Source organism: candidate division WOR-3 bacterium (assembly GCA_039804165.1).
Taxonomy (GTDB): domain Bacteria; phylum Hydrothermota; class UBA3072; order UBA3072; family UBA3072; genus JAFGHJ01.
The window spans coordinates 1-25,845 of sequence record JBDRZZ010000011.1 but is presented as its reverse complement, the minus strand read 5'-3'; the positions used below and the strand labels follow the sequence as shown (position 1 = coordinate 25,845).

General features: G+C 33.8%; 22 protein-coding genes and 1 rRNA gene. 16 read left to right on the top strand and 7 right to left on the bottom strand.

The window, feature by feature from the left end; genetic code table 11:
- Positions 1-5: 5 nt before the first annotated feature.
- The 3 genes from ABIN61_05320 (at position 6) to rrf (ending at position 2,629) form a co-directional block, all read left to right on the top strand.
- Positions 6-1,715 carry a CTP synthase gene (locus ABIN61_05320; protein MEO0293624.1) on the top strand — a complete coding sequence of 570 codons (1,710 nt, stop codon included), beginning with the start codon at positions 6-8 and terminating at the stop codon, positions 1,713-1,715.
- The gene (locus tag ABIN61_05315) at positions 1,712-2,473 is read left to right on the top strand and encodes an energy-coupling factor transporter transmembrane component T (protein MEO0293623.1); all 762 of its coding nucleotides are present in this window, start codon (positions 1,712-1,714) and stop codon (positions 2,471-2,473) included. Before ABIN61_05320 ends, ABIN61_05315 begins: the two co-directional genes overlap by 4 nt.
- Positions 2,474-2,514: 41 nt before the next feature.
- Positions 2,515-2,629: ribosomal RNA gene (gene rrf / locus ABIN61_05310) — 5S ribosomal RNA — on the top strand.
- Positions 2,630-3,029: 400 nt separating this feature from the next.
- Here the strand turns inward: rrf and ABIN61_05305 are convergent.
- The 7 genes from ABIN61_05305 to ABIN61_05275 form a co-directional block, all read right to left on the bottom strand.
- Entirely contained in the window at positions 3,030-4,265 is a 1,236-nt protein-coding gene (locus ABIN61_05305) for a homocitrate synthase (protein ID MEO0293622.1), read from the bottom strand.
- Positions 4,266-4,282: 17 nt separating this feature from the next.
- Positions 4,283-5,476 (bottom strand): pyridoxal phosphate-dependent aminotransferase, encoded by a 1,194-nt coding sequence (locus ABIN61_05300; protein MEO0293621.1) that lies wholly within the window; start codon positions 5,474-5,476, stop codon positions 4,283-4,285.
- 23 nt (positions 5,477-5,499) lie between these two features.
- Complete coding sequence (locus tag ABIN61_05295; protein ID MEO0293620.1) at positions 5,500-7,272, bottom strand: phosphoenolpyruvate carboxykinase (GTP); 1,773 nt, start codon at positions 7,270-7,272, stop codon at positions 5,500-5,502.
- Positions 7,273-7,456: 184 nt separating this feature from the next.
- Entirely contained in the window at positions 7,457-7,822 is a 366-nt protein-coding gene (locus ABIN61_05290) for a DUF2294 domain-containing protein (protein MEO0293619.1), read from the bottom strand.
- Between the two features lie 3 nt (positions 7,823-7,825).
- The gene (asnA, locus tag ABIN61_05285; protein MEO0293618.1) at positions 7,826-8,860 is read right to left on the bottom strand and encodes an aspartate--ammonia ligase; all 1,035 of its coding nucleotides are present in this window, start codon (positions 8,858-8,860) and stop codon (positions 7,826-7,828) included.
- Positions 8,861-8,871: 11 nt separating this feature from the next.
- Positions 8,872-9,984 (bottom strand): SufD family Fe-S cluster assembly protein, encoded by a 1,113-nt coding sequence (locus ABIN61_05280; protein MEO0293617.1) that lies wholly within the window; start codon positions 9,982-9,984, stop codon positions 8,872-8,874.
- Positions 9,981-10,739 carry an ABC transporter ATP-binding protein gene (locus ABIN61_05275; protein ID MEO0293616.1) on the bottom strand — a complete coding sequence of 253 codons (759 nt, stop codon included), beginning with the start codon at positions 10,737-10,739 and terminating at the stop codon, positions 9,981-9,983. Before ABIN61_05275 ends, ABIN61_05280 begins: the two co-directional genes overlap by 4 nt.
- Positions 10,740-11,098: 359 nt before the next feature.
- Between ABIN61_05275 and ABIN61_05270 the strand changes: the two genes are divergently transcribed.
- From ABIN61_05270 to cmr5, 13 genes are all read left to right on the top strand, one after another.
- Positions 11,099-11,380 carry an RNA-binding protein gene (locus ABIN61_05270; protein ID MEO0293615.1) on the top strand — a complete coding sequence of 94 codons (282 nt, stop codon included), beginning with the start codon at positions 11,099-11,101 and terminating at the stop codon, positions 11,378-11,380.
- A gap of 152 nt (positions 11,381-11,532) precedes the next feature.
- A complete protein-coding gene (locus tag ABIN61_05265) occupies positions 11,533-12,840 on the top strand; it encodes a radical SAM protein (GenBank protein MEO0293614.1) in 1,308 nt (435 codons plus the stop codon).
- A gap of 98 nt (positions 12,841-12,938) precedes the next feature.
- A complete protein-coding gene (gene cas6, locus ABIN61_05260) occupies positions 12,939-13,715 on the top strand; it encodes a CRISPR-associated endoribonuclease Cas6 (protein MEO0293613.1) in 777 nt (258 codons plus the stop codon).
- Positions 13,708-14,742, top strand: a complete 1,035-nt coding sequence (locus ABIN61_05255) for a hypothetical protein (GenBank protein ID MEO0293612.1) — start codon at positions 13,708-13,710, stop codon at positions 14,740-14,742. The genes cas6 and ABIN61_05255 overlap by 8 nt, the downstream gene beginning before the upstream one ends.
- Positions 14,739-15,674 (top strand): hypothetical protein, encoded by a 936-nt coding sequence (locus tag ABIN61_05250; protein ID MEO0293611.1) that lies wholly within the window; start codon positions 14,739-14,741, stop codon positions 15,672-15,674. Before ABIN61_05255 ends, ABIN61_05250 begins: the two co-directional genes overlap by 4 nt.
- Complete coding sequence (cas3, locus tag ABIN61_05245; protein MEO0293610.1) at positions 15,671-17,365, top strand: CRISPR-associated helicase Cas3'; 1,695 nt, start codon at positions 15,671-15,673, stop codon at positions 17,363-17,365. Before ABIN61_05250 ends, cas3 begins: the two co-directional genes overlap by 4 nt.
- Complete coding sequence (locus ABIN61_05240) at positions 17,346-18,077, top strand: hypothetical protein (GenBank protein MEO0293609.1); 732 nt, start codon at positions 17,346-17,348, stop codon at positions 18,075-18,077. Before cas3 ends, ABIN61_05240 begins: the two co-directional genes overlap by 20 nt.
- A complete protein-coding gene (gene cmr1, locus ABIN61_05235) occupies positions 18,070-19,164 on the top strand; it encodes a type III-B CRISPR module RAMP protein Cmr1 (GenBank protein ID MEO0293608.1) in 1,095 nt (364 codons plus the stop codon). Before ABIN61_05240 ends, cmr1 begins: the two co-directional genes overlap by 8 nt.
- Positions 19,161-21,914, top strand: coding sequence for a type III-B CRISPR-associated protein Cas10/Cmr2 (gene cas10 / locus ABIN61_05230; GenBank protein ID MEO0293607.1), 2,754 nt, complete (start codon positions 19,161-19,163; stop codon positions 21,912-21,914). Before cmr1 ends, cas10 begins: the two co-directional genes overlap by 4 nt.
- 1 nt (position 21,915) lies before the next feature.
- Positions 21,916-23,004: a type III-B CRISPR module-associated protein Cmr3 gene (gene cmr3 / locus ABIN61_05225; GenBank protein MEO0293606.1), complete on the top strand. Its 1,089-nt coding sequence runs from the start codon at positions 21,916-21,918 to the stop codon at positions 23,002-23,004.
- On the top strand, positions 23,001-24,185 hold the full coding sequence (locus tag ABIN61_05220) for a putative CRISPR-associated protein (protein MEO0293605.1): 1,185 nt from the start codon (positions 23,001-23,003) through the stop codon (positions 24,183-24,185). Before cmr3 ends, ABIN61_05220 begins: the two co-directional genes overlap by 4 nt.
- Positions 24,186-24,187: 2 nt before the next feature.
- Positions 24,188-25,264 (top strand): type III-B CRISPR module RAMP protein Cmr4, encoded by a 1,077-nt coding sequence (gene cmr4, locus ABIN61_05215; GenBank protein MEO0293604.1) that lies wholly within the window; start codon positions 24,188-24,190, stop codon positions 25,262-25,264.
- A 15-nt stretch (positions 25,265-25,279) separates the two neighbouring features.
- Positions 25,280-25,702, top strand: coding sequence for a type III-B CRISPR module-associated protein Cmr5 (gene cmr5, locus ABIN61_05210; GenBank protein ID MEO0293603.1), 423 nt, complete (start codon positions 25,280-25,282; stop codon positions 25,700-25,702).
- The last annotated feature ends 143 nt before the right edge of the window (positions 25,703-25,845 follow it).

Here is a 25,845-nt window from a genome sequence, read left to right as displayed (position 1 = left end):
GATAAATGGCTTCTAAATATATAGTAATAGTAGGAGGGGTTCTAAGCGGAATTGGAAAAGGAATCGCCACCTCCTCTATTGGAAAAATAATAGAGAATTACGGATATTCGACCACCGCTATTAAGATAGATCCATATATAAATTACGATGCTGGAACGTTAAGACCAACCGAACATGGAGAAGTTTGGGTCACAGATGATGGAGGGGAAATTGACCAAGATCTTGGCAACTACGAAAGATTTCTCTGTAAAGACATACCAAAAGAAAACAACATTACCACAGGACAAATTTACAAAAGTGTAATAGAAAAAGAACGCGCTGGAGAATACTTAGGACAAACAGTCCAATTTATTCCCCACATCCCAGATGAAATCATAAGGAGAATAAAAAAAGCCTCTGAAGGGTTTGAAGTAAGTATTATAGAGATAGGGGGTACAATAGGAGACTACGAGAATATGCCTTATCTTTTTGCTGTAAGAAGCCTTATAAGAATGATTGGTAAAGAGAATTTAGCAATCGTTATGCTTTCCTACCTTCCCATTCCTTCTCATATTGATGAAATGAAAACAAAGCCCACGCAACAGGCAATAAGGCAACTTTCTGAACACGGAATATGGCCAGATATTATCCTCTGTAGAGCAAAAACCCCTCTTGATGACGTTAGAAGAAAAAAGATCGAAACTTACGCTAATATAGAAGCCGATTATGTTATATCTGCTCCTGATACTGACTGTATATATGAAGTTCCCTTAAATTTTGAAAAGGAAAACTTAGGGAAAAAATTGCTTGATAAATTAATGCTCTCCCCAAGGAAAAAACCTGACTGGAGTAAATGGAAACAATTGGTAGAAGGAATTATGAATCCAAAAGTAAAGGTAAAAGTTGCTATGGTGTGTAAATATCTTGATATAGGAAAGTTTTCTCTTAAGGATTCCTATATTTCGGTTTCAAGGGCTCTAATAGATGCAGGAGCACAAGATAAGATAGGAGTGGATATTAAATGGATTGATTCTAAAGAGATAGAAAAAGAAGGAACTGATTGCCTTAATGATGTTGAGGGAATAATAGTTCCTGGAGGATTTGGTGAAGCTGGTTTTGAAGGGAAAATTGAAAGTATTAGATATGCCAGAGAAAAGAAGATTCCCTATCTTGGGTTATGTCTTGGTATGCAACTTGCCTTAGTGGAGTACGCAAGAAATGTAATGGGACTAACCAATGCAAATACGAGAGAAGCCGATCCTAATGCATCTCATAAAGTCATTGATTATCTCGAAAAACAAGCTGAACTCATTGGAGAGAAAAAAATAGGTGGAACTATGAGATTGGGGGCTTATGCAGCACAATTAAAAAGAGGAACAAAGGTCCTTGAATGGTATGAAAAAACTGGAAGATTAAAGGCAGATGAAGAGAAAATAAAGGAAATAAAAGAACCTTTTAGACTTGGAATCCTAGATAAAGGAGAACCTGTTGTTCTTGAACGTCATCGTCATAGATACGAAGTTAATCCTGAGTATATAGAAGCTTTTGAAAAAGCAGGCATTATTTTTAGTGGTTTTCATCGTCCAGCTTGTGGCAAACCTTTAATGGAATTTATGGAACTTCCAAATCATCCCTTTTTTATTGCCACCCAATCTCATCCAGAATTTAAATCACGTCTTGAAAATCCTGCTCCTCTTTTTTTAGGTTTTTTAAAAAGCATTATTAATTATAAGTGAATTTTGCTTATTATCCTAAAAATTCCATCATTCATTCTCTTGATCCAAGGAGTAAATTATTCTTTGCCTTCTCCACTTTTATCTTTATTTTGCTTTTAAAAAATATCTATAGTTACTTTTTACTTCTTCTATTTATAATTTTTCCTTTTTCTTTCTCAAAACTTCCAATAAAAAAACTCTTAAAGAATTTTCTCCCTCTCTTTGGATTAATTCTCATAACTTTCTTATTCCATCTTTTCTTAACCCCTGGAAAAATCCTTCTTAAGTTAGGCTTTTTAAATGCAACATTAGAAGGCTTACAAAAAGGTTTTTTTTATTCTTTAAGAATAACCCTTCTCATCTTCTCTTCTACATTTGTAGGGCTTACTACTTCTCCGATTGACCTTGCAGATAGCCTTTCTCCGTTTTTTTCTCGCTTAAAGTCTAAAACCTTAAGAGACTTTCCCATGATTATGATTTTTACATTACGCTTTGTCCCTTTTATGTTCCAAGAAGGGAAAAGAATTATCCTTGCTCAAAAAGCAAGATTCGGAAATATTAGAATTAATAAAAATCTCATTTCTTTGATCTTCCCCATTATTCATTCTTCTATTAGAAAAGCAGAAACTTTAGCCCTTGCACTTCACGCAAAGGCTTATCAGGTTGGAGAGAAGAGGATAACTCTTAGAGAATTCCGTTTATCTTGGAAAGATTTCTTATTTATGATTTATGCTCTTTTCCCATTGTTTATTCTGTTCTTAGAAAAAAAATTCCTATAAAAGGTCTTGACAGAAATAAAAAATTTATTATCTTATATTTGCTCGGTGGCCATAACGGAGAGGACATACCCGTTCCCATTCCGAACACGGAAGTCAAGCTCTCCAGTGCCGATGGTATTGCCCTTTTTAGGGTGAGAGAGTAGGTCGCTGCCGGGCATTTTATTTTTGGCTTTACTCGAAGGTACTAAAAAATTTTAAAAATAGATTTTTCTTCCTTAGCAAACGATTAACCTTCTTCTTAATATTTGCAGAACCTTTTTATAGAATTAATTTTCATGAAGGAATCCCGCAATCTAATTTTCAGAAGATAAATTTATCTCAAAATTTCGATAAAAGAAGAAACTTTTCTATTCTCTTGAGAATTCTATTAATTTTATTACTCAGAAAATTCCTCAAAAATCTTTAATAGAAAATATACAAGAACATTACCATTTAAAAGTTATCATAGTGAATTTTATTTAGAAATAGAAGAAAGGACAATAAAACTTGCTCCATAAAAGTTTCTTAAATTTAAAAAGATAGCCTTTTAACTAAACTCTATTATAAATCCCTAATTTCAAGCTAAAGGTGACATCGTCATAATCTTTTTAGCGATTTCAGGATAACGAGCAATAAACTTTAACTCTTCCTCCACCAAAGGCTTTTGATTATGAACATTAGCAAACCTCACAAGTTCAAGAATCTTAGTTGCTTCAGCATCATCCTCGAAAGCTATCTCCAGCTTTTCATATACATTCCTAAAACCTTTTATTCCAGAATATTCCCCTACAGTGATCTGTCTCCCTGTTTCAATGATCTCTGGTTCTCCCCTTCCAAGCTCCTCAAAATCGTAAAGTTCATAATTGCGCCTATCTTTAAGAGCTCCATCTGCATGAATCCCTGATTCATGAGCAAAAGCATTAGCACCAACTCCAGGTTGATTAATTGGAATTGGAATACCAAATGCATAAGAAGCATATTTGCAAATTCTCCAAGCCATCTTCAAATTAATACTCTCATCCAGAGTATATTTATCCATTCCACTTCCATATTTAATTGCTAAGATCACAGAAACAAGGTCTGCATTCCCCGCCCTCTCTCCCATACCATTTATACAGGTATTAATATAAGCATCCACTCCAGCATCACAAGCCGCCATAGCTCCTGCTACTGAAGTAGCAACAACCATTCCAAGATCATTATGGCAATGCAATTCTATAGGAATTTTTATTTTTTCTGCAATTTTTTTAACCCTTTCATATATTGTAAAAGGGGTATCATATCCAAGAGTATCACAATAACGGAATCTATCCGCTCCTGCTTCCTTAGCCGCTAATGCAAAAGAAATAAGATAATCCATATTAGAACGAGAAGCATCTTCAGCATTTACTCCAATAGACTTTGCTCCTAATTCTTTAGCTAATTTTACCGCACTAGTCATCTCTTTTATAACTAACTCATGATCCAACTTTCCCTTAAATTTATGAGAAATCATCTGATCAGAGGTAGAAATAGACAAATTGAGATATTCAATCCCAGGAACCAATTTAAATGCCAACGCCACATCATCTTCAATAGCCCTAATCCATCCCTCTAAACGCATATCCCCAAAAACTCCCATTTTGGCTAACTCCAAGTTTGCGTTTAGATAATTTGTTTCATGACGAGTCGTAGGAAAGCCAAATTCAGACTGGAAAATTCCCATTTGAGAAAGATAAAGATTTATTATGGTTTTCTGTAATTTAGAAAGGCAAATACGGGAAGTTTGAACACCATCGCGATTTGTCACATCAATTATATAAATTTTAGGCATTTTTTAAATTTCCTCCCTTAACAAAGTTTACTTATAAATTCTTCAAATCTATTTATTCCTTCAACAATATCTTCCATAGATAAAGCGTATGATATTCTTATATAATCATCATCTCCAAAAACGCAACCCGGAACCACAGCTATTTTCGCTTCACTAAGAAGTAGTTCCGCCAAAGAAAGCGAATCCTTAATCAAACAACCATTATAAGACTTACCATATAAATTTTTTACATTCACCCAACAATAGAATGTCCCATTTGGCTTAATTACTTTTACTTCATTTATTGAATTTATTCTCTCTACTATATATCTTCGCCTCTTATCAAACTCTTCAACCATTTTTCTTAAATCTTCTTGAATACCTCTTAAAGCTTCTATACTCGCATATTGAGCAATAGAGGTTGGATTAGAAGTTGAATGATCCTGAAGATTTGACATTGCTTGAATTATTTCTTTTGGTCCTGCAGCATAACCAATCCTCCAACCTGTCATTGAATAGGCTTTAGAAACACCATTTATAACTATCGTTAAATTTTTTATCCCTCCTCCTAAAGAAGCAATACTGACATGTTTATACCCATCGTAGATTAATTTCTCGTAAATCTCATCAGAAAGACAAAAAATACTTCTTTTAATCAGAATTTCACTAATTGCAGTCAACTCTTTTTTTGTGTAAACCATTCCTGTGGGATTTGAAGGGGTATTTAGAATCAATAATTTTGTTTTAGGTGTAATTACTCTTTCTAATTGTTGAGGATCAATTTTAAAATTATTTTTCCAATCCGTTTTTAATAAAACCGCTTTCGCCCCTGTTATCTTAATCATTTCCAAATAACTCACCCAATATGGAGAGGGTAAAATCACCTCATCCTCTTCCTCACATAATGTTAAAAGTGCATTAAAAATAGAGTGTTTTGCTCCACAAGAAACAAGAATCTCTTCGGGAAAATACTCTAAACCATTATCTTTCTTAAGTTTTTCTATAATTGCTTCTTTCAATTCTCTTATTCCAGAAGTAGGAGTATATTTAGTAAACCCCTTATCAAGTGCCTCCTTAGCTGCCTCTTTAATATTAAGAGGTGTATCAAAATCAGGTTCACCAGCTCCAAAACCAATAACATTAATACCTTCTATTTTCATCTTCTTTGCTTTTGCAGTGATTGACAAAGTTGGAGATGGACTAATCTGACTTACCCTCTTTGATATTACCATCCTCCTTTTACCTCCTTTTCTCTCTAAAACCCCAACTCTTTCTTCAAAGTTTCGTATTGTTTCCAGAGCCCATTTGGTAAGCGATTACCAAACCGAGAAAAGAATTCCTTGATTTCAAGTAGTTCCCTACCCCATTCCGAAGGATTAATCTCAAACAACTTCTGTAGTTTCTCCTTAGGAATAGAAAGACCTTCCAAATTTAAATCTTCCGGATAAGGAACATATCCAAGAGGTGTGCTTTTTGCTCCAACCTTATCTTTGGTTCTATCTATAATCCACTTTATAACCCTTATATTTTCTCCAAATCCTGGCCAGATAATTTTCCCATCTTCATCAACCCTAAACCAATTCACAGAAAATATTTTTGGTGGATGTTTCAAGCGGTTCCCTATATTTAACCAATGTTGAAAATAATCACCCATATTATAACCGCAAAAAGGAAGCATTGCCATTGGGTCTCTTCTTAAAACACCTATCTCGTGGATAGCTGCTGCTGTTGTCTCTGAACCATTTTTTGCACCCATAAAAACCCCATGTTCCCAATCAAAAGCTTCCACAACTAAAGGAATAAGATGGCTTCTTCTTCCTCCAAATATAATCCCTGAAATTGGAACTCCTTTTGGATTATCAAATTCCTTGGATAGGATTGGAGAGTTATATATTGAAACAGTAAAACGAGAATTAGGATGAGCAGCTTTTGTTCCGGTCGAGCTATCCCAAGGTTTACCTCGCCAATCCAAAAGATTCTTTGGAGGTTTTTCATCTAAGCCTTCCCACCAAGGTTCATTTGTATCAATATTTAAAGCTGTGTTAGTAAATAGTGTTGGATAAAATTCAGCTGCTTTTAAAGTCTTCATCACATTGGGATTTGTTTTTGTAGAAGTCCCAGGAGCCACTCCAAAAAGCCCAGTCTCAGGATTAATGGCATATAGCCTTCCATCAGATCCAATATTTAACCAAGCAATATCATCGCCCAATGTCCAGACTTTATAACCTGGCAAAGCTGACTCTAACATAGCTAAATTTGTTTTACCACAGGCAGAAGGCATTGCAGCAGTAAGATAAGTAATATTTCCTTCAGGATCCTCTACACCTATAATTACCATATGCTCCGCAAGCCATCCTTCTTGAAAACTAAGCCAAGAAGCAATCCGTAAAGAAAAACATTTTTTTCCTAAAAGAGCGTTACCTCCATACCCTGAACCAATACTTAAAACTAGATTTTCTTCCGGGAAATGCATAATAAAACGCTTATTTGGATCAAAATCACCAACAGAATGAAGCCCTCTCACAAAATCATCTCTCTCCCCAATTTTCTCAATAACTTCTTTACTCATTCTGGTCATTATTCGCATACTCACAGCCACATAAGAAATATCTGTAATTTGAACACAAGCCTTTGCATAAGGAGAATCAGGGTGCCCCATCATATAAGGAAGGACATACATTGTCCTTCCTTTCATACAACCTTTAAATAAAGTTCGCATTTTCTCCTTGGCTTCCTCAGGATGCATCCAATTGTTATTAGGGCCTGCAGTTTCTTTATCAGGATGACAAACATAAGTAAGATGCTCTGTTCTTGCTACATCAGTAGGATGACTCCTATGAAGGTAAGCATTCGGCCAAATTTTGTGATTTAATTCTTGAAAAACAGGAGTTTCTCCTATCCTTTCTTCTTCAATACCAATTTCAACAATTTTGCGAGCCTCTTCCTCTGATCCATCACACCAAAAGATTTTCTCTGGCTCACATAACTCAGCCTGCTCTTCTACCCATTTCTCAAGTGGTTTCTTCATTTCTCCTCCTAAAAAACAAACTTAAAAGCAATAAAAAAGCCAACTCCTGTTCCCCGCTCTCTTAACTTTAAAAAGAGAACTAAGGGAACAATTCATTGGCTTACTCAGCAACCGCCACTTTCGGCTTTTGCTTACAGTCTTCCCAGGGAAAATTATAACAAAAAAACTAATTTTGTCAATCCTTTCAAAAGAAATTTTCCTCTAAATTTTTATCGAGTATAAAAATTATAACTCTTTCTCCAGTCCTTGTGCTTATATCAGTATGCATACTTTTCACGGTAGCTCCGGTATTTTCCAAGATTATCTTCTCTAATAAAGTCCTTCCATTTTCTAAAAGTTGCATCCTTACTCTCTTTATCAAATCTGCCCCTTCAGGACTCTGTGCCAATTTCTCCTCTGCTAAAGTAAGAACACCCTTAAGTCTAACAAAAACCATATCCTTTAGGATATAAGTCTTTGTTTCTTTTGGGCCTCTTCCCATATATTCCTTTTCAAACTTCGTAATTGCTTCGCTAATTTGAGCCTCAATTTGTCCTTTTGTCTTCTTCATCTTTCATAGTAAAAATATATTATTCTCCTCACAAATTCTAATCATCTCCGGAGGCCAAATTCCACATTGAACTTCTCCAATATGAGCTTTCTGAAGAAGTAACATACACAGACGAGACTGCCCAATTCCCCCCCCAATAGAAAGAGGCAATTTATCCTCAAGGAGCATTCTATGCCACATTAATTCCTTTCTGTATTCTGTATTTGTAATTTTAAGTTGCCTTAGTAAAGCCTCCTTATCCACTCTTATTCCCATTGAAGAAATCTCAAGGCTCTTATTTATTACAGGATCCCAAACAATTAAATCCCCATTCAACCCTTTTGTCTTCTCTGAAGTAGGGGTTGTCCAATCATCATAATCTGGAGCTCTTCCATCATGTGGCTTACCATCTGCCAATTCTCCTCCGATTCCTATAATAAAAACTGAGCCCTTTTCTTTAGTTATTGCATCCTCCCTTTCCCGTGGCGACAAATGAGGATATCTTTCTTGGAGTTCTTCACTATGAATAAAAGTTATCTCATCTCTTAAAAAAGGTTGCAATTGTGGAAATTTCTTGTATACAATCATCTCTGTTTCTTTTAAAACTTTATATATTTTCCTAACCACTTCTTTTAAAAAATCAAGATTTCTTTCCTCCTTTGAAATTACCCTTTCCCAGTCCCACTGATCTACATATATTGAATGCAAATTATCCAAAACTTCATCTCTCCTTATAGCATTCATATCTGTATAAAGCCCACTTCCCAAAGTAAAACCATATCTTGCTAGAGCTAATCTCTTCCATTTCGCAAGAGACTGAACTACTTCCGCTTTTATTTCCGGGAAGTTCTTCAAGTCAAAATCTACAGGTCTTTCTACACCATTAAGATCGTCATTAATGCCCGTCCCAGAAGCAACAAATAAAGGAGCACTCACCCTTGTTAAATTCAACTGATTTGCAAGTTCAACTTCAAAATAATCCTTAATCAACTTTATAGCTTCTTCTGTTTCTACTAAACTCAAATGATTAACATATCCTTCAGGGATTATGAGATTCATTTCACCTCCAATTAGATACCCTCAATAGAGGTTGCCTTCTCTATCAACGAATCTACTTTTTTCTTCAAACTATCTGGCAATCCCTCAATTCCTTTCTCAAGAAAACCTCTTATAAGAAGAGCTCTTGCACTATCTTCGTTTAAACCTCTTGCCATAAGATAATTTAGTTTTTCTCCTGCAATTTTGCCAATTGATGCCTCATGAGACAACTCAGTCTCCATATTAGCAGCCTTTAATTCTGGAATTGTATAAACCAAACTTTTTTCACTTAGCAAAAGACCATTACATTCAGTATGCCCTTTCGTATTTCTACCTCTTCCTTCAATATAAGCTCTTAAAATAAGATGACTGTTTTCTGAAGCTACTCTGCTTAAAATCTCACAACCTGCTTCTTCTCCATTCAAAATCCCCCTTGCTCCCATATCAAAGAATGAACCAGCCCTTCCATAGATAATAGTATTGAATTTAGCTCTCGCACCATCCGAAAGATAAGCTATTGGGTTACTTTGAATTCTTTTTACCCGAGTCAAAGCAATGTAATTGGAAGTAAAGGTAGCACTCTTCCCTACATCCACTCCAGCTCTTGGATAAACAACAACCTCAGTCCCCCAATCATGGATCATCGTGTAGGTAAGACTGGCACCTTCTTTCACAAACATTTCTGTAACTGCAAGATGACTTCCTAAAGAGACCATATTACCAGTTGCACAACCTGTTACTATATTGAGCTCTGAATGAGGTTCAAGAACTATAATATTATGCAAAACTTGTTTAAAAGATTGAGTATGCATAAAAAAGCAAGATTGAAAAGGAACTTTTATTTTAGCCCCCTCTTTAACATAAACAAAACTACCAAGAGGTTCTTCTTGGGAAGCGACTTCCTTTGTAACTTCATCCTCATCTCTGCCCACAAGAGAAAAAAGCAAGTCCCCTACCCAATCATAAACTTGGAGGGCAAAGGATATAGGCATAACAATTAAAGATTCTTCCTTGGACTCCGATTGGATTGTTTTATTATCAGTTATTAAGAAAGAACCCGCCCTTTCAGTTTGTCCTTTTGCATCAAATCCAACTCTATCTAAATTAGAAATCTCCTCTTTTAAATTCTCATCGATCTTCTTCATCTTTCTCTTGCCTCCTTTATGCATCTTTCGAAACCAAATTTTTTTATCTGATCAAAAATATCAAGAGGTGGACCAGAACACACTATTTTCCCATCCACAATTACATAACCCTTATCTGCATGTAGCCCTTCAAGGATTTGTCCCGAATGGGTCACAATTATTCCTCCATTTTTCCTCTCTCTAATTGGCTTATTTTTTTCTAATAATTTCATCATAATACCAATCATCAATTTTATACTATCAATATCAACACCTGAATCAGGCTCATCAAATAAAACAAGCTGGGGAGATTGTGCTAAAAGTTGTAAAAGCTCGTTTCTTTTTCTCTCTCCTCCTGAAAAACCAACATTTACCTCCCTTTCTAAATAAGCTTCCATTTTGACCTTCTTAGCAATTTCCTGAGAAATTTTTCTATTATTAGTAATTGCTCCCAACAGAACATCAAGAGTTACACCATCAACACTCGGAGGATGTTGGAAAGCAAGGCCTATTCCTGCTCTTGCCCTTCTTGTAATACTCCAATCTAATATGGAATCACCTTTATAAATTATATCACCTTCAATAACATTATATTGAGGCAATCCCATAATAGTATTTACAAGAGTAGTCTTCCCAGAACCATTTGGGCCAAAAACAATATGGGTTTCTCCTTCTTTTATAAGCATATTGACATTCTTAAGAAGAACACTACCTTCAACTTCTACTGAAAGATTCTTAATCTCTAGAAGAACATTCACTTTTTCTACATAAGACATATCGGAATAAATTTTAAACAAGAAAAAGAGAAAGTCAAGCTATTTTTAGAAAAAATCTTGTTTCTTGCCTCTTGTTTTTTAGCCTTTGTTAATTCTTCTTTGCTATCTTTTAAGGTTCAAAGTCTACATTCTAAATTATTTTCCCTTTTTACCCTTGACTTATCACAAAATTTATATATCTTATTATTAAAGAAAATATAACAAGACCTTTATAATCTTAAGGATTCTTAGCTTTAAATCAACAATTTAAAAATTTTCCTTACAGATTAAGGTCAATTTTCTAAATACTTTCTCCACGGAGGTATTTAGAAGAGGTTATATTTTTAAAACAAAAACATTCTAACCACAAAGGAGGCAGAATGAACATTTATGTAGGAAACATTCCGTGGGACTTAACAGAAGAGGAGCTTAGAGCAGCTTTTGAAGCTTATGGTAAGACAACAACAGTCAGTATCATCAAAGACAAGTACACAGGAAGATCAAGAGGTTTTGGGTTTGTAGAAATGCCACAGGAAACTGAGGCAGAAGCTGCAATAAACGGACTTAACGGAAAAGAACTTAAAGGTAGAGAGATAATCGTGAATAAAGCACGTCCTCGCACACAAAATCCGCGAAAAAATAGAAGAAGAGGTAGAGTATAATTTGACTTATTTTTCCAGTTGCTCTAAAGAATTGTATTTTTCTTTATTAAAAGAGCACAGAACTATTTACCGGAGGTAAACACTTAGTAAAAATTTTTCTTCACATAAATCCCTTTTAAAAAATCCTTTTTAATTAAGGAAGGAGTTATAAAATGTTTATTAAATTGATCTCGCCGCGCTCTCCTGTAAAATTTGTAAGCAAGCGAGAAAAGGCAATAAATTTTTCTCGCTTAACCCTTACAACTATTGCAGCTTTATTTCCCAAAGAGGATAAAATTGAGATAATAAACGACAGCATAGAGGAAATTAACTACAACGAGAAGGTGGATCTTGTAGGCATAACCTCCATAACTTCAACAGCACCACGTGCTTATGAAATCGCTGATAAATTTAGAAAAAAGGGAGTTCCAGTCATAATAGGAGGAATACACCCTTCTACATTACCAGAAGAAGCTATAAAACACGCAGATTCAGTTGTAATTGGAGAAGCAGAAGGACAAATTGAAAATTTAATTAGGGATTTCAAAAGAGGAAAACTGAAAAAATTCTATCACTCAAAGAAAAAGCCAGACCTTACTAAAATCCATCCACCAAGAATAGATTTATACGAAAATAAAAACAAATACTATGACGAAATCCAAATGATTCAAACCACTCGTGGATGCCCTTTCAATTGCGACTTCTGTAGTGTAACAAATTTCTTTGGAGAAACCCACAGAGTAAAACCCATTCCTATTGTTATTCAAGAAATTAAAAGATTTAAAAGACATACCTTAATATTCTTCGTAGATGACAATATTATAGGTAATCTAAATTATGCCAAAGAACTATTCAAAGCTCTAATACCTTTAAACATAAAATGGTTTGGGCAAGCTTCTATAACTATTGCAAAAAATAAAGAACTCCTAAACCTTGCAGCAAAAAGCGGTTGCTTATCACTTTTCATTGGGTTCGAATCAGTTTCCCCAAGTTCTCTTAAAGAAGTCGGGAAAAATATTAATATTGTAGAAAACTACAAAGAATCAATAAAAATAATACACGATTATGGAATTGGAATTATAGGAGCCTTTATATTTGGCTTTGATTCTGATAAGAAAAACGTTTTTGAAGAAACAGTCTCTTTCATAGAAAGAACCCAGATAGAGCTACCAAGTCTTTCAATCCTTACCCCTCTTCCAGGAACCCGACTATACAAAAAATTTGAAAAAGAAAAAAGAATAATAGACTATAACTGGGAAAAATACACAAATGGCGAAACGGTATTTATTCCAAAACTTATGAAAAAAGAAGAACTGCAAGAAGGTTATCTTTGGGCAAGAAAACAACTCTCCTCCCTAAACTCAATATTTAAAAGAACCTTCCACCTAAGAAAAATAGCAATACTATACATCCCAATTAACCTAATAATGAGAAAAGCTTCTCTCGCAACTCTAAAAAATATAGAGAAAAAATCTAAATAGAATTCTTTGTTACATATAATTTCTTCTTCAAAAATAATTTTTCCTATTGACAACTCAATAATTATGTTTAAACTTATTAATTATTAAAATTAGTAAATATGAGAATTAGAATAAATTTTTTACCTGAAAATAGTTTATTTAAGATTCCTGTGAACTACAATTATCTTATCCAGTCTTTTATTTACCGAAATATTTCTAAAAATCTCTCAGATTTTCTTCATGGGAAGGGTTACTCATTAGGGAAAAGAACTTTCAAAATGTTTACCTTTTCAAGAATTTCAGGAAAATCCATTTACGAGAAAGAGACTAAAACTCTCATTTTTAAAGATAATTTTGAATTTTGGGTTTCCTCTCCTCTAAGTGATTTCCTTGAATCGTATGCAACAGAACTCTTAAAAAAGCCTGAGTTATGGATAGGAGAGCAAAGAGTGTATGTCCACTCTATAGAAATAGGTATAACTCCAACTTTTGGAGAAGAAATAACAGTAAAGATGCTCTCGCCCATAACAGTTTACAGAACCTTAGAAGATAAAATAGGAAAGAAAAAAACATATTATTTTCATCCTCGTGAATCAGAATTTTCAGAGCTAGTTTCCGAAAACATCAAGAGAAAATACAAAGCTTTATACAAATGTCAACCACCCTCTCAGGAATTCAAAATAATCCCAGAAAAGTTGAGCAAAAATAGCGAACAAATCACCTATTACAAAAACAAATATGTAATAAAAGGATGGCTTGGAGTATATACACTCAAAAGCCATCCAGAAATGTTAAAACTTGCCTGGAATGCAGGGATTGGAGCGAAAAATTCAGAAGGTTTTGGAATGTTCGAGATCCTTAATCTCCATGGCAAAGAAGGGAGCAAAAGTGAGTAAAATAACAAAAGACATAACATTAGAAGAATGGGAGAAACTATATACTGCAGCCGTAGATTTTAGAGACATAGAGTGTTGGAACTGGATGTTTGACACAGACCTATTTGGGGTTCAAGACCCAGAAACAAAAGAAATAGGATATTGTAGTGTTTTGGGAAATCTTGGAGAATTTTTTTCCTTAAATGTCTACCTTGGAGAAGAAGGGCTAAAAAGCTATCTCAAAATGCTAACTCAAGAAGAAGCTTCCTTTGATTCAGAAATACTTTATGTTCAAGATTGCCTTGTAGCTTCATTTGTCAATAAAGAAGTTCTACATAAAAAAGACCTAGAAGTTATCGAAAGACTTGAATTAAAATTTCAAGGAGAAAATCAATGGCCTATATTTAGAAGATATAAACCCGGTTTTTATCCTTGGTTTCTTACAAAAGAAGAAGTGCGATTTTTAACAATTATGTTAGAACAAGCCAAAAATGTTGCTTTGCTTTTCAAGAAAAACGAAACACTTTTTACACCTCCCCAAAAGGGATTATTATTTGTGATGACTCCAGAGAAAAAGGGAAAGAAAATTAAATGGGAAGAAAAGTGGATAAGACCAGAATTCAAACCAGAAGTGATAAAAATCCCAATCATAGATGATTATTCTATAAAAGAAGCGAAAGAAAGTATTAACTCAAAAGAAGGTGAATGGGAAATTGATTTCTTTTATGCACCTTTTACAATTCAAGAAAAAGAAGAGGAAGTGCCATATTATCCCCTTGTATGTTTATTCATTGACCACTTATCAGGCTTAATTATAGATTTCCAACTATCCAAATCCCGGGAATACCTTAAGGAATTTCTTAATAAGTTCTTAGACATAATAGAATTCAAAAGGATAACTCCCTTGAGGATTCTTGTAAAAAAGAAAGAATGTTACTTATTATTTAAACAAATTGCAAAGGAATTAGAAATCGAGCTAATGGTAATAGAAAGCCTTAAAGAATTAGAAGAAGCTAAAAAAGAACTGTTTAGAAGGAGGTTATTTTGACAGGCGACTATGATTTAGTAAAAGAATTCTTAGAGTTTATAGAAAAGGTAAAAGAGACGCCATCCGAGGAATTTTATGGATTATCACCCTTACAAATGTTTAAATTACTTACTTTTGAAGATTTTAAATCTTTAAGTCCTTTCCTTCAATTTAACAAAAACATCCCTGAGGAAAAATTACTAAAAACCCCAATATTAGATCTGGAAGAAAAACTTGTTGGAATCCTTAAGGCAAACGGGGGAAAGCTAAAGCTCACCAAGAACAAAAATCTTAAACTTAAAGATGTTAACAATTTATTCTTTTCTTGTAAAATTTTTGAAAATTATGAATTTCATCGTGGTAGCGAACAGAAGATTACCTCTGAAGAAGCAGTTACCCATTTATTTAGAATAAGAAACATTATAACTTTTAATAGAGAATTTTTTGAAAAAGGGAAAAGAACGTTGGTTTTTAAAGAAAAAGAGTTTATTAAACACTCTTCTTACGAAAGATTTCTAAGTTACATAGATATTGCAATAAATTCAATAAATTGGTCTTATTTCTACTGGGATAAATTCTTCTATTTTATAATTCAAAAAGGATTTCTATTTTCTCTTTATCTCTTACACAAATTTGGAGATATTTATAGGGAAAGCGAATTTTATGCCCAGAAGTTTTTGGAGGTATTCCCTCTAAAATCTTATTGGTTTTCTTATGACCTTCCCTATTATGAGGAGTTCTTCAATGAAGAAGAAATTGAGAAATTATCCAGAAAAGATAATGAAGATGAGAGAAGTTTGTGTTACATTTTGAGAACTTTTGACCTAATGGAATATTTTGGATTTGTAGATAAAAAGATAGAAAAAGAAGGTCCATGGAGAAAGAAGGTTTTCAAAAAATCTGAGTTTTTCCAAGATTTTGTAAAGTTTGAGGTAAGAATGGAGATTAAATGAAATTCAAAGAGTTTTATAAAAACTTTTTAAAAATTTCCGAACCTTACTCTCACCAAGAACAAGTATGGAAAATATTTGAAAATTGGGAAAAATTCAATTTTCCATTATTGGTTAAAGCGCCAACTGGTTCTGGAAAAACAGAAGCACTAATCGCTCCATTTCTCAATCAGTTTTTGGAAAATAATTTCTTTGCTCCACGATTAATCTATGTCCTTCCTATGAGAGTCCTTGCCGATTCAATCGCCAAAAGGATTGAAGGTTATGCAAAAAAAGTTTCTCCATATATTTCTGTTCAAATTCAACACGGAGATACGCCGAATTCTCCATTCTTTATTGACGACATTATAGTCACTACCCTTGACCAGTTTCTTTACGGTTTCGCCAGAACAAGCAAACAGGTGGGAAAACACATAGATTTACCCGCTGGTTCTATTGCATCCTCAATTGTAGTCTTCGATGAAGCCCATATGTACAGGGACGAGTTTACTTTTTCTATAATGCGGGCAATAATGGAAATACTTTACCAGAGTAAAATTCCCTTTATCTTAATGACCGCAACAATGCCTCAGACATTGGAAAAAAGTCTCTTTGAAAATATCCCACTTGATACCAAGCAAAAAATTTTTGGTGAGGTCCCCTTTTATACCACCGTTAACATTAAAATTGAAAAAAAGCCTTTAGTTATTGAAAACGGCGAACTAAATATTCCTGACTCAATCTTCAAGTTAATAAAAAAACATAAGACATTGATCGTCCTAAACCAGGTCAAAAAAGCACAGAAAGTTTATGAGGAAATTAAAAAGAGGCTCAAACTAAACAATGATCAAATTGTCCTCCTTCACTCTCGTTTTACAAGGCTCGAGCGAAGAGCACACGAATATAAAGCTCTTTCTTTGCTTCCCCAGAAGAAAAATGGAGAAATAAAAGTTCCTAAAGGTGTAGGTGTAGTTGTATCAACTCAAGTTCTTGAAGCAGGTATTGATTTTTCTGCAGAGCTTTTACTCACCGAACTTGCTCCAGCAGATTCACTAATCCAGAGAGCCGGAAGATGTGCAAGATATAATGGTGAAAAAGGAGAGATGATTATTTTCCCTGTAGAGGACGATAAAGGACATTTACCTTATGAAAAAGAGAGTCTAACAAAAACATTAGAATGGTTAAAAAGAAATAGAAATTTCAACATCAGAGATTTCAACCAAGTAGTTACTTTTGTAGATGAAACACTTGATTATCAGGCTAATGACTATGAGGCAAATGATACTCTGATTGACCTCTATGAATGCGTTTTATACGCAGATTCAGAGCCTAAAAATATACAGTTGAGGAAAAATAAATCTGCAAAAGTTATTGTGGTAGAACCAAAAATAGGCGAGAAAAAAAGAGAAAATAAGGAAACTCAATTAGAGAATGGGATAAAGGAGATTCTAAAAAATAATAGACTCGGTGATTATGCCTTTGAGGTTGACATAAAAGTATTATGGGGCTGGTATAAGGATGGATTGATTCGTTATGAACTAAAATGGGAAGAGAAAGAAAAAGAAAAATATCAACCTAAGGTCGTAGCGATAAAAGAGAAAGTGAATGAAAAAGAAGAAGAGCAAAACATTTCACCATTTAAGACTTATATTCTTGAAAGTTCACTCTATAACTCGGAAAAAGGAGTAGATAAAGATGCCCCCATCTATATTTAGCGCACCAAACGAACAATATCTCACGCATATTGAATTATGCAGAGAAAAATATGAAATTGTATTTCCTTTATTCCTGCATCCAATAAAAAGGATTCTGGGTTATACTGATGAAAAAATTCTTTATAATTCATTTTTAAAGATGATTTGTTTCCATGATCTTGGAAAACTTACAAAAAGATGGCAGGAAAATCTGGGTAAAAATGCCAAAGTATCCCATGCTCCTATTGGTGCTGCCTTTCTCTTCAAGATTCTACCTACGGGGCTTAGAGAACCAATAAGTTTTGCTATTGCCATTCATCACACAGACAAAGGGCTTCTTGGAGATAACATTGAAAGACCAGATGTACAGGCAGTATTGGAAGGGATTGTTGATTTTGATGGAAATATTATATGGCATAAAGATGCTTATAAATTGGAAAGTGATTGGTTTCCTGGGGAAGCGAAAAATCTAACTATTCACGAGTTAAAAGAAATGGCAAGAGGGCTTAGAATTTGGGCTAAAGGAGGTGGATTGTTAGAACAGCATCAGAGAAGGCTTCAAGCATCATTGGCACATCATATACTTAAACTTTGCGACATCTCTGCTGCTGGAGAGAGAAAGGATTACCAGAAGAAAGACGATGAAGATTATTATGGAGGTTGGTTGATGGTGGAAGAGATAAAAAGGTATGTGGAAAATAAGAAATTGCTTATGGGAGGCATAAATGAATAGGTTAATTTTAAAGTGTAGACTTATAACCCCTATGTTTATGGCAGGGGCAGATGGAAGAACACCCGAACTTAGACCTTCAGAATTCAAGGGCATGATGCGATGGTGGTGGAGGGCGATTAAGGCAGAAGAGGATATTGAAAAATTAAGAAAAGAGGAAGCAAAAATTTTCGGTGGAACAGGGGAAGGAGAAGGGAGAAGTAAAGTGCAAATGATAATTAAAGGGATATCTCAGCTAAGTATAGGCAATAATTTAAAAAGGGACTACAACTTAATATGGCGTTTTGACAGAAATACCAACTCACTAACTGGAGAAAATGCAGGCATTGGATATTTACTATACTCTACCGCATTGCCTAACAGAGAAAGAGCTTACGTAAAGGAAAGTCATAGTTTTGAAATAACTCTAACCTCTTGGAATGAAGAAGCATTTAATAAAGCCTGTGCCTCCCTTTGGCTTGCTATATACCTTGGTGGATTTGGAACAAGGGCAAGAAGAGGAGGGGGAAATATAGAGATAACAAAAGCAGATAAGAATAACAATATAAATCTTGATTTTATTTGTGATGCAAAAGATACTTCTCAATTGAAAAAGTTTTTGGAAAGGAATCTAATAGAAGTTAAAAAAATCTGTGGAATTAATACAAATTCTGCAAAACCAAACTATACGAATCTTAAGAATGCAAAAATTTTAATCTTTGCTCCAAATAATGATTGGAAAGAAGCTTTAAACCCTTTAGGCGAAAAATATAAAAATTTTAGAATTAAGAACAAATCTCAAATTTTCGAAACAGCTACCTTTGGTATGCCTGTAATGCATTCAGGAGGTTCTATCAGAATGGTTCCCTACGATAATAATAGGAGACGGCTCTCAGAGAGGTGGGCTTCTGCCCTGATTTTTAAGGTCATTAAATCATCAGGGAGTTTATATTTTCCAGTGGTAGTAAAATTGTCGTCTGGAGGAGTAAAATTAATTGGAAAAGAAGTAAGAAGAGGAGATTGGAATAAGAAGAAGGTTGAACTATTTACTGAAGAACTGGTAAACAGTTTTTTAAATAATTTACCTCAAAAAGAGGAGTTAGTCCTATGAGCAACTTTACTGAAAAACTAAAAGCTTTCTTACATGATCCAATTGATAAATGCTTTGACATTCCTAACCACATTGAGAGGGCTAAGAATTATGCTCAAAAACTTGCTATTTCAGGAGTTGAAGAAGGAAAGGGACCTGACCAGATTGCCTCATGCATGGAAAGAAGTTTATTAGCAAAAGGAATTATTCAAGATTTCAGCGAGGTAAGGCATCCCCTCTGTAAAGGGAGTTTAAAAATTGAAAATTATAATAAAGAAAAGATCTTTAAAGCCTTTGAAGAGGTATATGAAAAAATTGGTAAAGAAATTTCAAATCTGGATGATAAGAAAAAATTTTTATATCTCTGGAGAAATCTTCAAGATAAAATATTTCAGGATTTAAAAAATGAAGGCTGGATTAAATACTTACCCCTTCTTCCAGCAGATACAAGAGTTCCAGACCACTCAATCTGGGAACATATAAAAATTGCCTCTGCAATCAAGGCCTATCTGGATGAAGAAGAGAAAGTCCTTTATCAAAACAATTCACTTTTTCTATTTACAGTAGGACCAGTTCAAAGTTTTATCTCTCAGGCAAGAAAGACTCAAGATTTTTATATGGGAAGCTTCATCCTTTCATTTCTTACTTTTAAAGCAATGGAAATAATAATTGATGAATACGGACCTACAAACATAATTTATCCAGACCTTTATAAACAGCCACTTATGGACTTTTGGCTTAAGAAAAACGGAATTGAGCCAGTTGATTTTGATGTAAATTCAATTCAACTTCCGACCATACCAAATAGATTTGTGGCTATATTGCCTGTAACTGATGGGAAAGAAATAAACGAGCTTGTCAGGGAAATGCAAAACAGTATAAGAAACGCAATTAATAACGCTAAAGATCTGATATTTCAAGAACTAAATATAAATCCTTCAGAAAGAGCCAATAGCAAAATCAACTCTCAACTTTCGGATTTTCCAGAAATATACTGGGTTGCCGTCCCATGGAAAATTGGTGACAGAGATGTTTCCTTTGATGACCTAAAAGACTATTTTGAAGATGAAGTTTTAAAGAAATATCGTGAGTTATGGGACTTCGCAACTAATAATGGTGAATTTCCACCTAACATAGGGCTCCTTTACGAGATTTTATATTCAGCTCTTGAAAAATCAATGGGAGCAAGGAAGAACTTAAGAGAGTTTAGGCAGGTAGAAGAAAAAGGTAGAAAATGCTCAGTGTGTGGGGAAAGAGATGTAATTTTCTTTAGAGAAACTACTAATAAAAATAAATTCGAAAGATTTAATCCATATGCTGTTGATTTAACTGACAATGAAAAAGTTCTATTAAAATATCTTGCTGATGGTGAAGGTCTTTGTGCTATTTGTTTTATCAAAAGAACATTTGAAATTTACCTTGAAAAAGAAGCATCACAGGTTTTTAAAGATTTAACTTTCCCATCCACAGCAGAGGTTGCCTTGGCTGATTTTAAAGAAAGAGCGTTAAGAATCGCACAAAATGAATTTCTCAACTATCAGAGAGAGATGTTTCAAAATAATCTTCCAACAACTAAGCCACTGCCAAGACTGGATATGAAAGAAAATTTAGAAGGATATTGGTTTTACGAAGAAAATTTAACAGAAAAGCATATTAAGGAAGAAGTTGGAATCCAAATCGATGAAACCAAATTAAAAAAGATAAAAGAAAACTTAAAACAACTTATTAATAGAGTAGGAAAACCAAATTCCTATTATGCCATACTTCATCTTGATGCTGACAACATGGGCAAATGGCTTTCAGGTGAACTCTTACCTGATATTGAAAATGCCTATAATTCCGAGGTGTGGCAAAAGTTACCCGATGATTTTAAAATAGGTTTGACGAGGATATTACCCCAAAAATTTCTAACCCCTGCCATCCACGCCTCTATTTCAACAGCGTTGAGAAACTATGCTCTTGAATTTGTGAGAAAAATAGTTGAAGAAGAACATCTCGGTAAACTAATCTATGCAGGTGGTGATGATGTTTTAGCCTTTGTCAATCTTAAAGATTTATTTGATGTTATGCAAAAACTTAGATGGGCCTTTTCAGGTCAGGTAAAAGTTGAAAATGGAGAAATTAAAATAATTAAAATTGAACCGAACAATCAAAGCAATCAAAAAAGCAATCAAACAGGTTTCGTAGAAAAAGATGGAAGATACATTCTTACAATGGGTCCAGAATCTACTGCCTCTATGGGAGTTGTGATTGCTCATTATAAAACACCGCTTCAAATTGTTATTGGAAAGGTTTTTGAGATGGAAAAGAAGGCAAAGAAAGAATGCAGAAATAGATTTGCCATATGTTTAATGAAACGATCTGGTGAGGAAAGAATCGCTACTGCACAGTGGAAATATGATGACAAAGATACCATTGAGACATTAAACGAAATAGCAAAATCTTTTGATGAAAATAATGAAAAAGGTTATATATCAAAGAGCTTTATTCAAAAATTTGCCTTAGAATTTGCGCACTTAAAAGACAAAGAAGGCTTTTTTATAGGAACAGGAGATATTATTAACAAGGAAATATTGAGACTTCTTGATAGATCTTATAACTTTCCTAAAGAACAAAAAATATCGGAGAGAGATAAAAAGAAGATAAAAAATGAATTTATAAAAGATTTGTTCACGCACTTAAGCGATTTATTCTGGAACTTAGAAGAAAACATAGATTGCTTTATTAATTTCTGCACTATTGCAACCTTTATCCATAGAAGGGAGGATTAAAATGTGGATAAAGATTTCTCCAAATGATACCTTATTCTTCCGCTCCGGAAGACCCTTTACTATGGGCTCTGAAACATGGACAGATACCATTTTTTCACCATATCCTTCTACCATTTATGGAGCACTGAGAACATTCTTAATTTTTGAAAGAGGCAGTTTAAAAGATTTTAAAAATGGAAAATATAAAGATATTGGAACACCAGATGAAAAAGGGACAATGAAAATTTTCGGTCCACTTATCTTTAATTCTAAACATAGCCTTACTTATTTCCCAGCTCCATTGGATTTGGTAATGAAGAAAGAGAATAAGAAAAATGATAAACTTTTTCAAATCAGCAAAGTTAAAAAACCAGAAATATTTTATTCTGAATATTCCCTTGAAGATATGCTCATTTATCCAAAAAAGGAACAGGTGGAATCTACCGAAGGGTATTTAGATAATATCCCTTTCAAAGAATACCTTCAAGGGCAAAAAGGAGAATATTCTTTTATATCGGAATTTTATACACCAGAACCCCAAATAGGTATTGCAAGGGACGACATAACCCTTTCTTCAAAGGAAGGTTATCTTTACAGAGCCCAAATGATAAGGTTAGAAAAAGATTATTGTTTTTTAGTAAAGATTGACGGAATAGAGAATATGCCGGAGAAAGGTCTCTTTGCTCTTGGTGGAGAAGGAAAAACTGCAAAATTTGAGAAAATAAATGAAAATCCCTTGGGAAAATTAGAAAATATTAATTTTGAACTTAGTGATGGAGTTTTTAAAATCTATCTTGCAACACCTGCTATATTTAAAAATGGATGGTTACCTGAATGGATTAATCTAAATTCGTTAGAAGGCGAAAAAGATGGAGTTAAGTTAAAGCTCCTTACCTGTGCCGTAGGTAAATTTTTAAGAATTGGCGGCTGGGATATGGCAAAAAATGAGCCAAAGCCAATGTATAAGGCAGTGCCATCAGGAAGCGTTTATTATTTTAAAGTCTTAAATGGTTCGCTTGAGAAGATTAAAGAGGTCTTTCATCTTAAAAATATTTCAGATATAAATCCAGAAGAAGGTTTTGGACTAAGTTTAATGGGGGTAGTGCTATGAAAAAAGTAATTACAATGGTTGGAGCATCAATTTTTGAAAATTATTTTGAGAAAAATTGTGACAAAACAATTAAAAATTATTATGATAACCTTAAAGAAAAAAGGGAAAAAGATTGGGATAATGAAAAAAGCAGAATTGCACGATTAAAAAATGCGGTAAAAAACTGGATAGAAAGTGAATCTGATAAGAAAATTATATCTGCAGAAATAAAAAGCCTTGTAAAACTTAAAGAAGAACTAAAGGATGACTTTGAAATTTATCTTTTATCTTCTGATACAATCTTAAGTAAACTTGCTGGCGAAATTTTAAAAGATATTTTACCGCAATTAATTAATAACCGGCGTATTGAAGCCGAGGTAATCAGTGGTCTTCAAATTTGGGATAGAAAAGAATTTAACACAGGCATGTCAAATCTAATTAGCAAAATTTATAACATTGCTGGTGGATACTGGGAAAATGTAATTATTAACATCACTGGTGGATATAAAGCAACAATACCCTATCTTACAATTCTTGCTCAGATTAATAGATGCCCAATTTATTATATCTTTGAAGATACAGATGCATTGATAAAGATACCAATTATTCCAATTGATATAAAATGGTCAATTTTTGAAAACAATGAGAAATTCTTTTTTGAATTAGAAAAAGACAAAATAAAAGAAATTAATGAAAAATTAAAAATAGACCCGGATATAACTTCATTACTTGAATTCGTGGATAATCTTTATACTCTTAATCCATTAGGAGTTGCTTTATGGGAAAGATATAAATCAAATTTTGAATTTTTCTACATATCTGAAGAGGTCAAAAATTATCTCGAAAGAAATCAAGGAAGAAAGAGAATATTTGAAAAATCAGTGTGTGAACTTAAAAGAAGATTAAAAGAAAATCCCGCTCACCCGGATCTTAATCATTCTTTAAAAAATGTAGATTTACCAGAAGGTTTTAAGACCTTTAAACATAAAGAAGAAGATTTACAGGTAAGAATTTTATATAATGATGAGCGGTATAATACAGTTTATGGGTCAGTTGAGACATCAGTTTACATAGAACTAATAGCAATTGGCAGTGAAGTTCATAATGCAGAGAGTGAATATGTAGAAGCATTTAGAAGGTATGGAGAAAAAATTAAAAACTTTGAAACATACGAATTTTATAAAATCAAAAAGGAGGTATAAATATGTTTAAAGAAAAAAGGGTGCTATTTTTAATAGCAGAAACACCTGTTCATGCAGGTAGTGGAAGCGAGGTTGGAATAGTTGACCTGCCCATTCAGAGGGAAAGATATACAGGTTTCCCCAAAATTGAAAGTTCGGGACTTAAGGGTTGCATAAGGGAAGCTTTTGAAGGATACAGAGTATTTGAAAATAAGGAAAGTAAATTAATTGAATGTGATAAAGTGAAGGAACTTAAAGAAAGTTTTCCACATATCTCTGATCAATGGACATTAAAAGTTAAAGATGAAACCGGCAAAGAGAAAGAAGTAAGAAAAACTGATAAAGATGGTAATAAGCTAATTAAATTTGATGAAGCGGTCGTCCTTGTTTTTGGTCCGGAAGGAGAAGAAGCCCATGCTGGTGCTATGAGCATAACTGATGCAAAGATTTTGCTCTTTCCTGTAAAGTCCCTAAAAGGTGTATTTGCTTGGATAACCTGCCCGATGGTTCTTGAAAGATTCAAAAAAGATCTTGAACTCGTTGGGATAAGGGATTTTAATTTCGGTAACTTATATTATAATTTGAAAGATACCTTGCCGAATCAAACAAACATCTCCATCTCCTCTAAAGTTGTGCTGGAGGAATTTACATTTGAAGTAAATGAAAATCAAACCACCTCACAAGTAGCAGAATGGCTTGCCAATAAAATTTTCCCAAATACTGATACCTATAGTTTCTGGCGTGAAAGGTTAAAGAAGGACCTTGTAATTTTAAGTGATGATGATTTTAAACAATTTGTGAAGACCTCAACAGAAGTTATTACAAGGACAAAAATTGATGATGTAACAGGGACGGTTGCCTCCGGTGCTTTATGGACAGAGGAGTATCTTCCTCAGGATACAATTCTTTACTCACTCGTTATGTTTACCTCTCTAAGGGTAGAAAAAGATGCCCAAAAAGGAATTTTTAAAGCAGGTTCCCCAGACAAAGAGGCTAAACTTGTCTCAGAATTCTTTGAAAAAGGTCTTCCATCAGTAATACAGATAGGTGGAAGTCAAACCATAGGGAAAGGATTTGTAAGAGTAAACCTTTTAAAATAAAAAGGAGACTTAACCATGTCTGAAAAAGAAACATTAATTACAAAACTTGAGAAAGGAAGAGCTGAGTTTGCGTATAGGTGTGTAAGAAATGCAGTAAATAACTTAGATGATAAAAGAGAGAAGGAATATCGTTCCTATACCCGTAAAATCCCGCAGATGATTCTTTCAAATGGTCTCGGTCAAACTCTTGCTTTTGTTTATGCAAAAAAAGAAGAGGGAAATGCTTACGATTTAATCTATAAGCAACTAACAGATTACCTTAAAAGTGATTCAACTGCCAGAATAAGTATGCCTGAAAATCAAAATGAACTCATTGAATGGGTTATTTCACTTGATACTTATAACTATAGATATGTAACAGAAGAAGTGCTTGCCTTCTTAAACTGGCTCAAGAAGTTTGCTGAAGGAATGATTGAAGGAGAAGGGGGAGAAGAATGAGAATAAATTTTTCATTAAATGATTTAGGCAATAGATATTTGCCAAAGGATACTCTTAATTTATTCTCAACCCTTTCATCGTTTTCTTCTGAAAATAACTTTTTCTATCTTTTCCATCTCCCGAGCATCAAAAATTGGAAAATA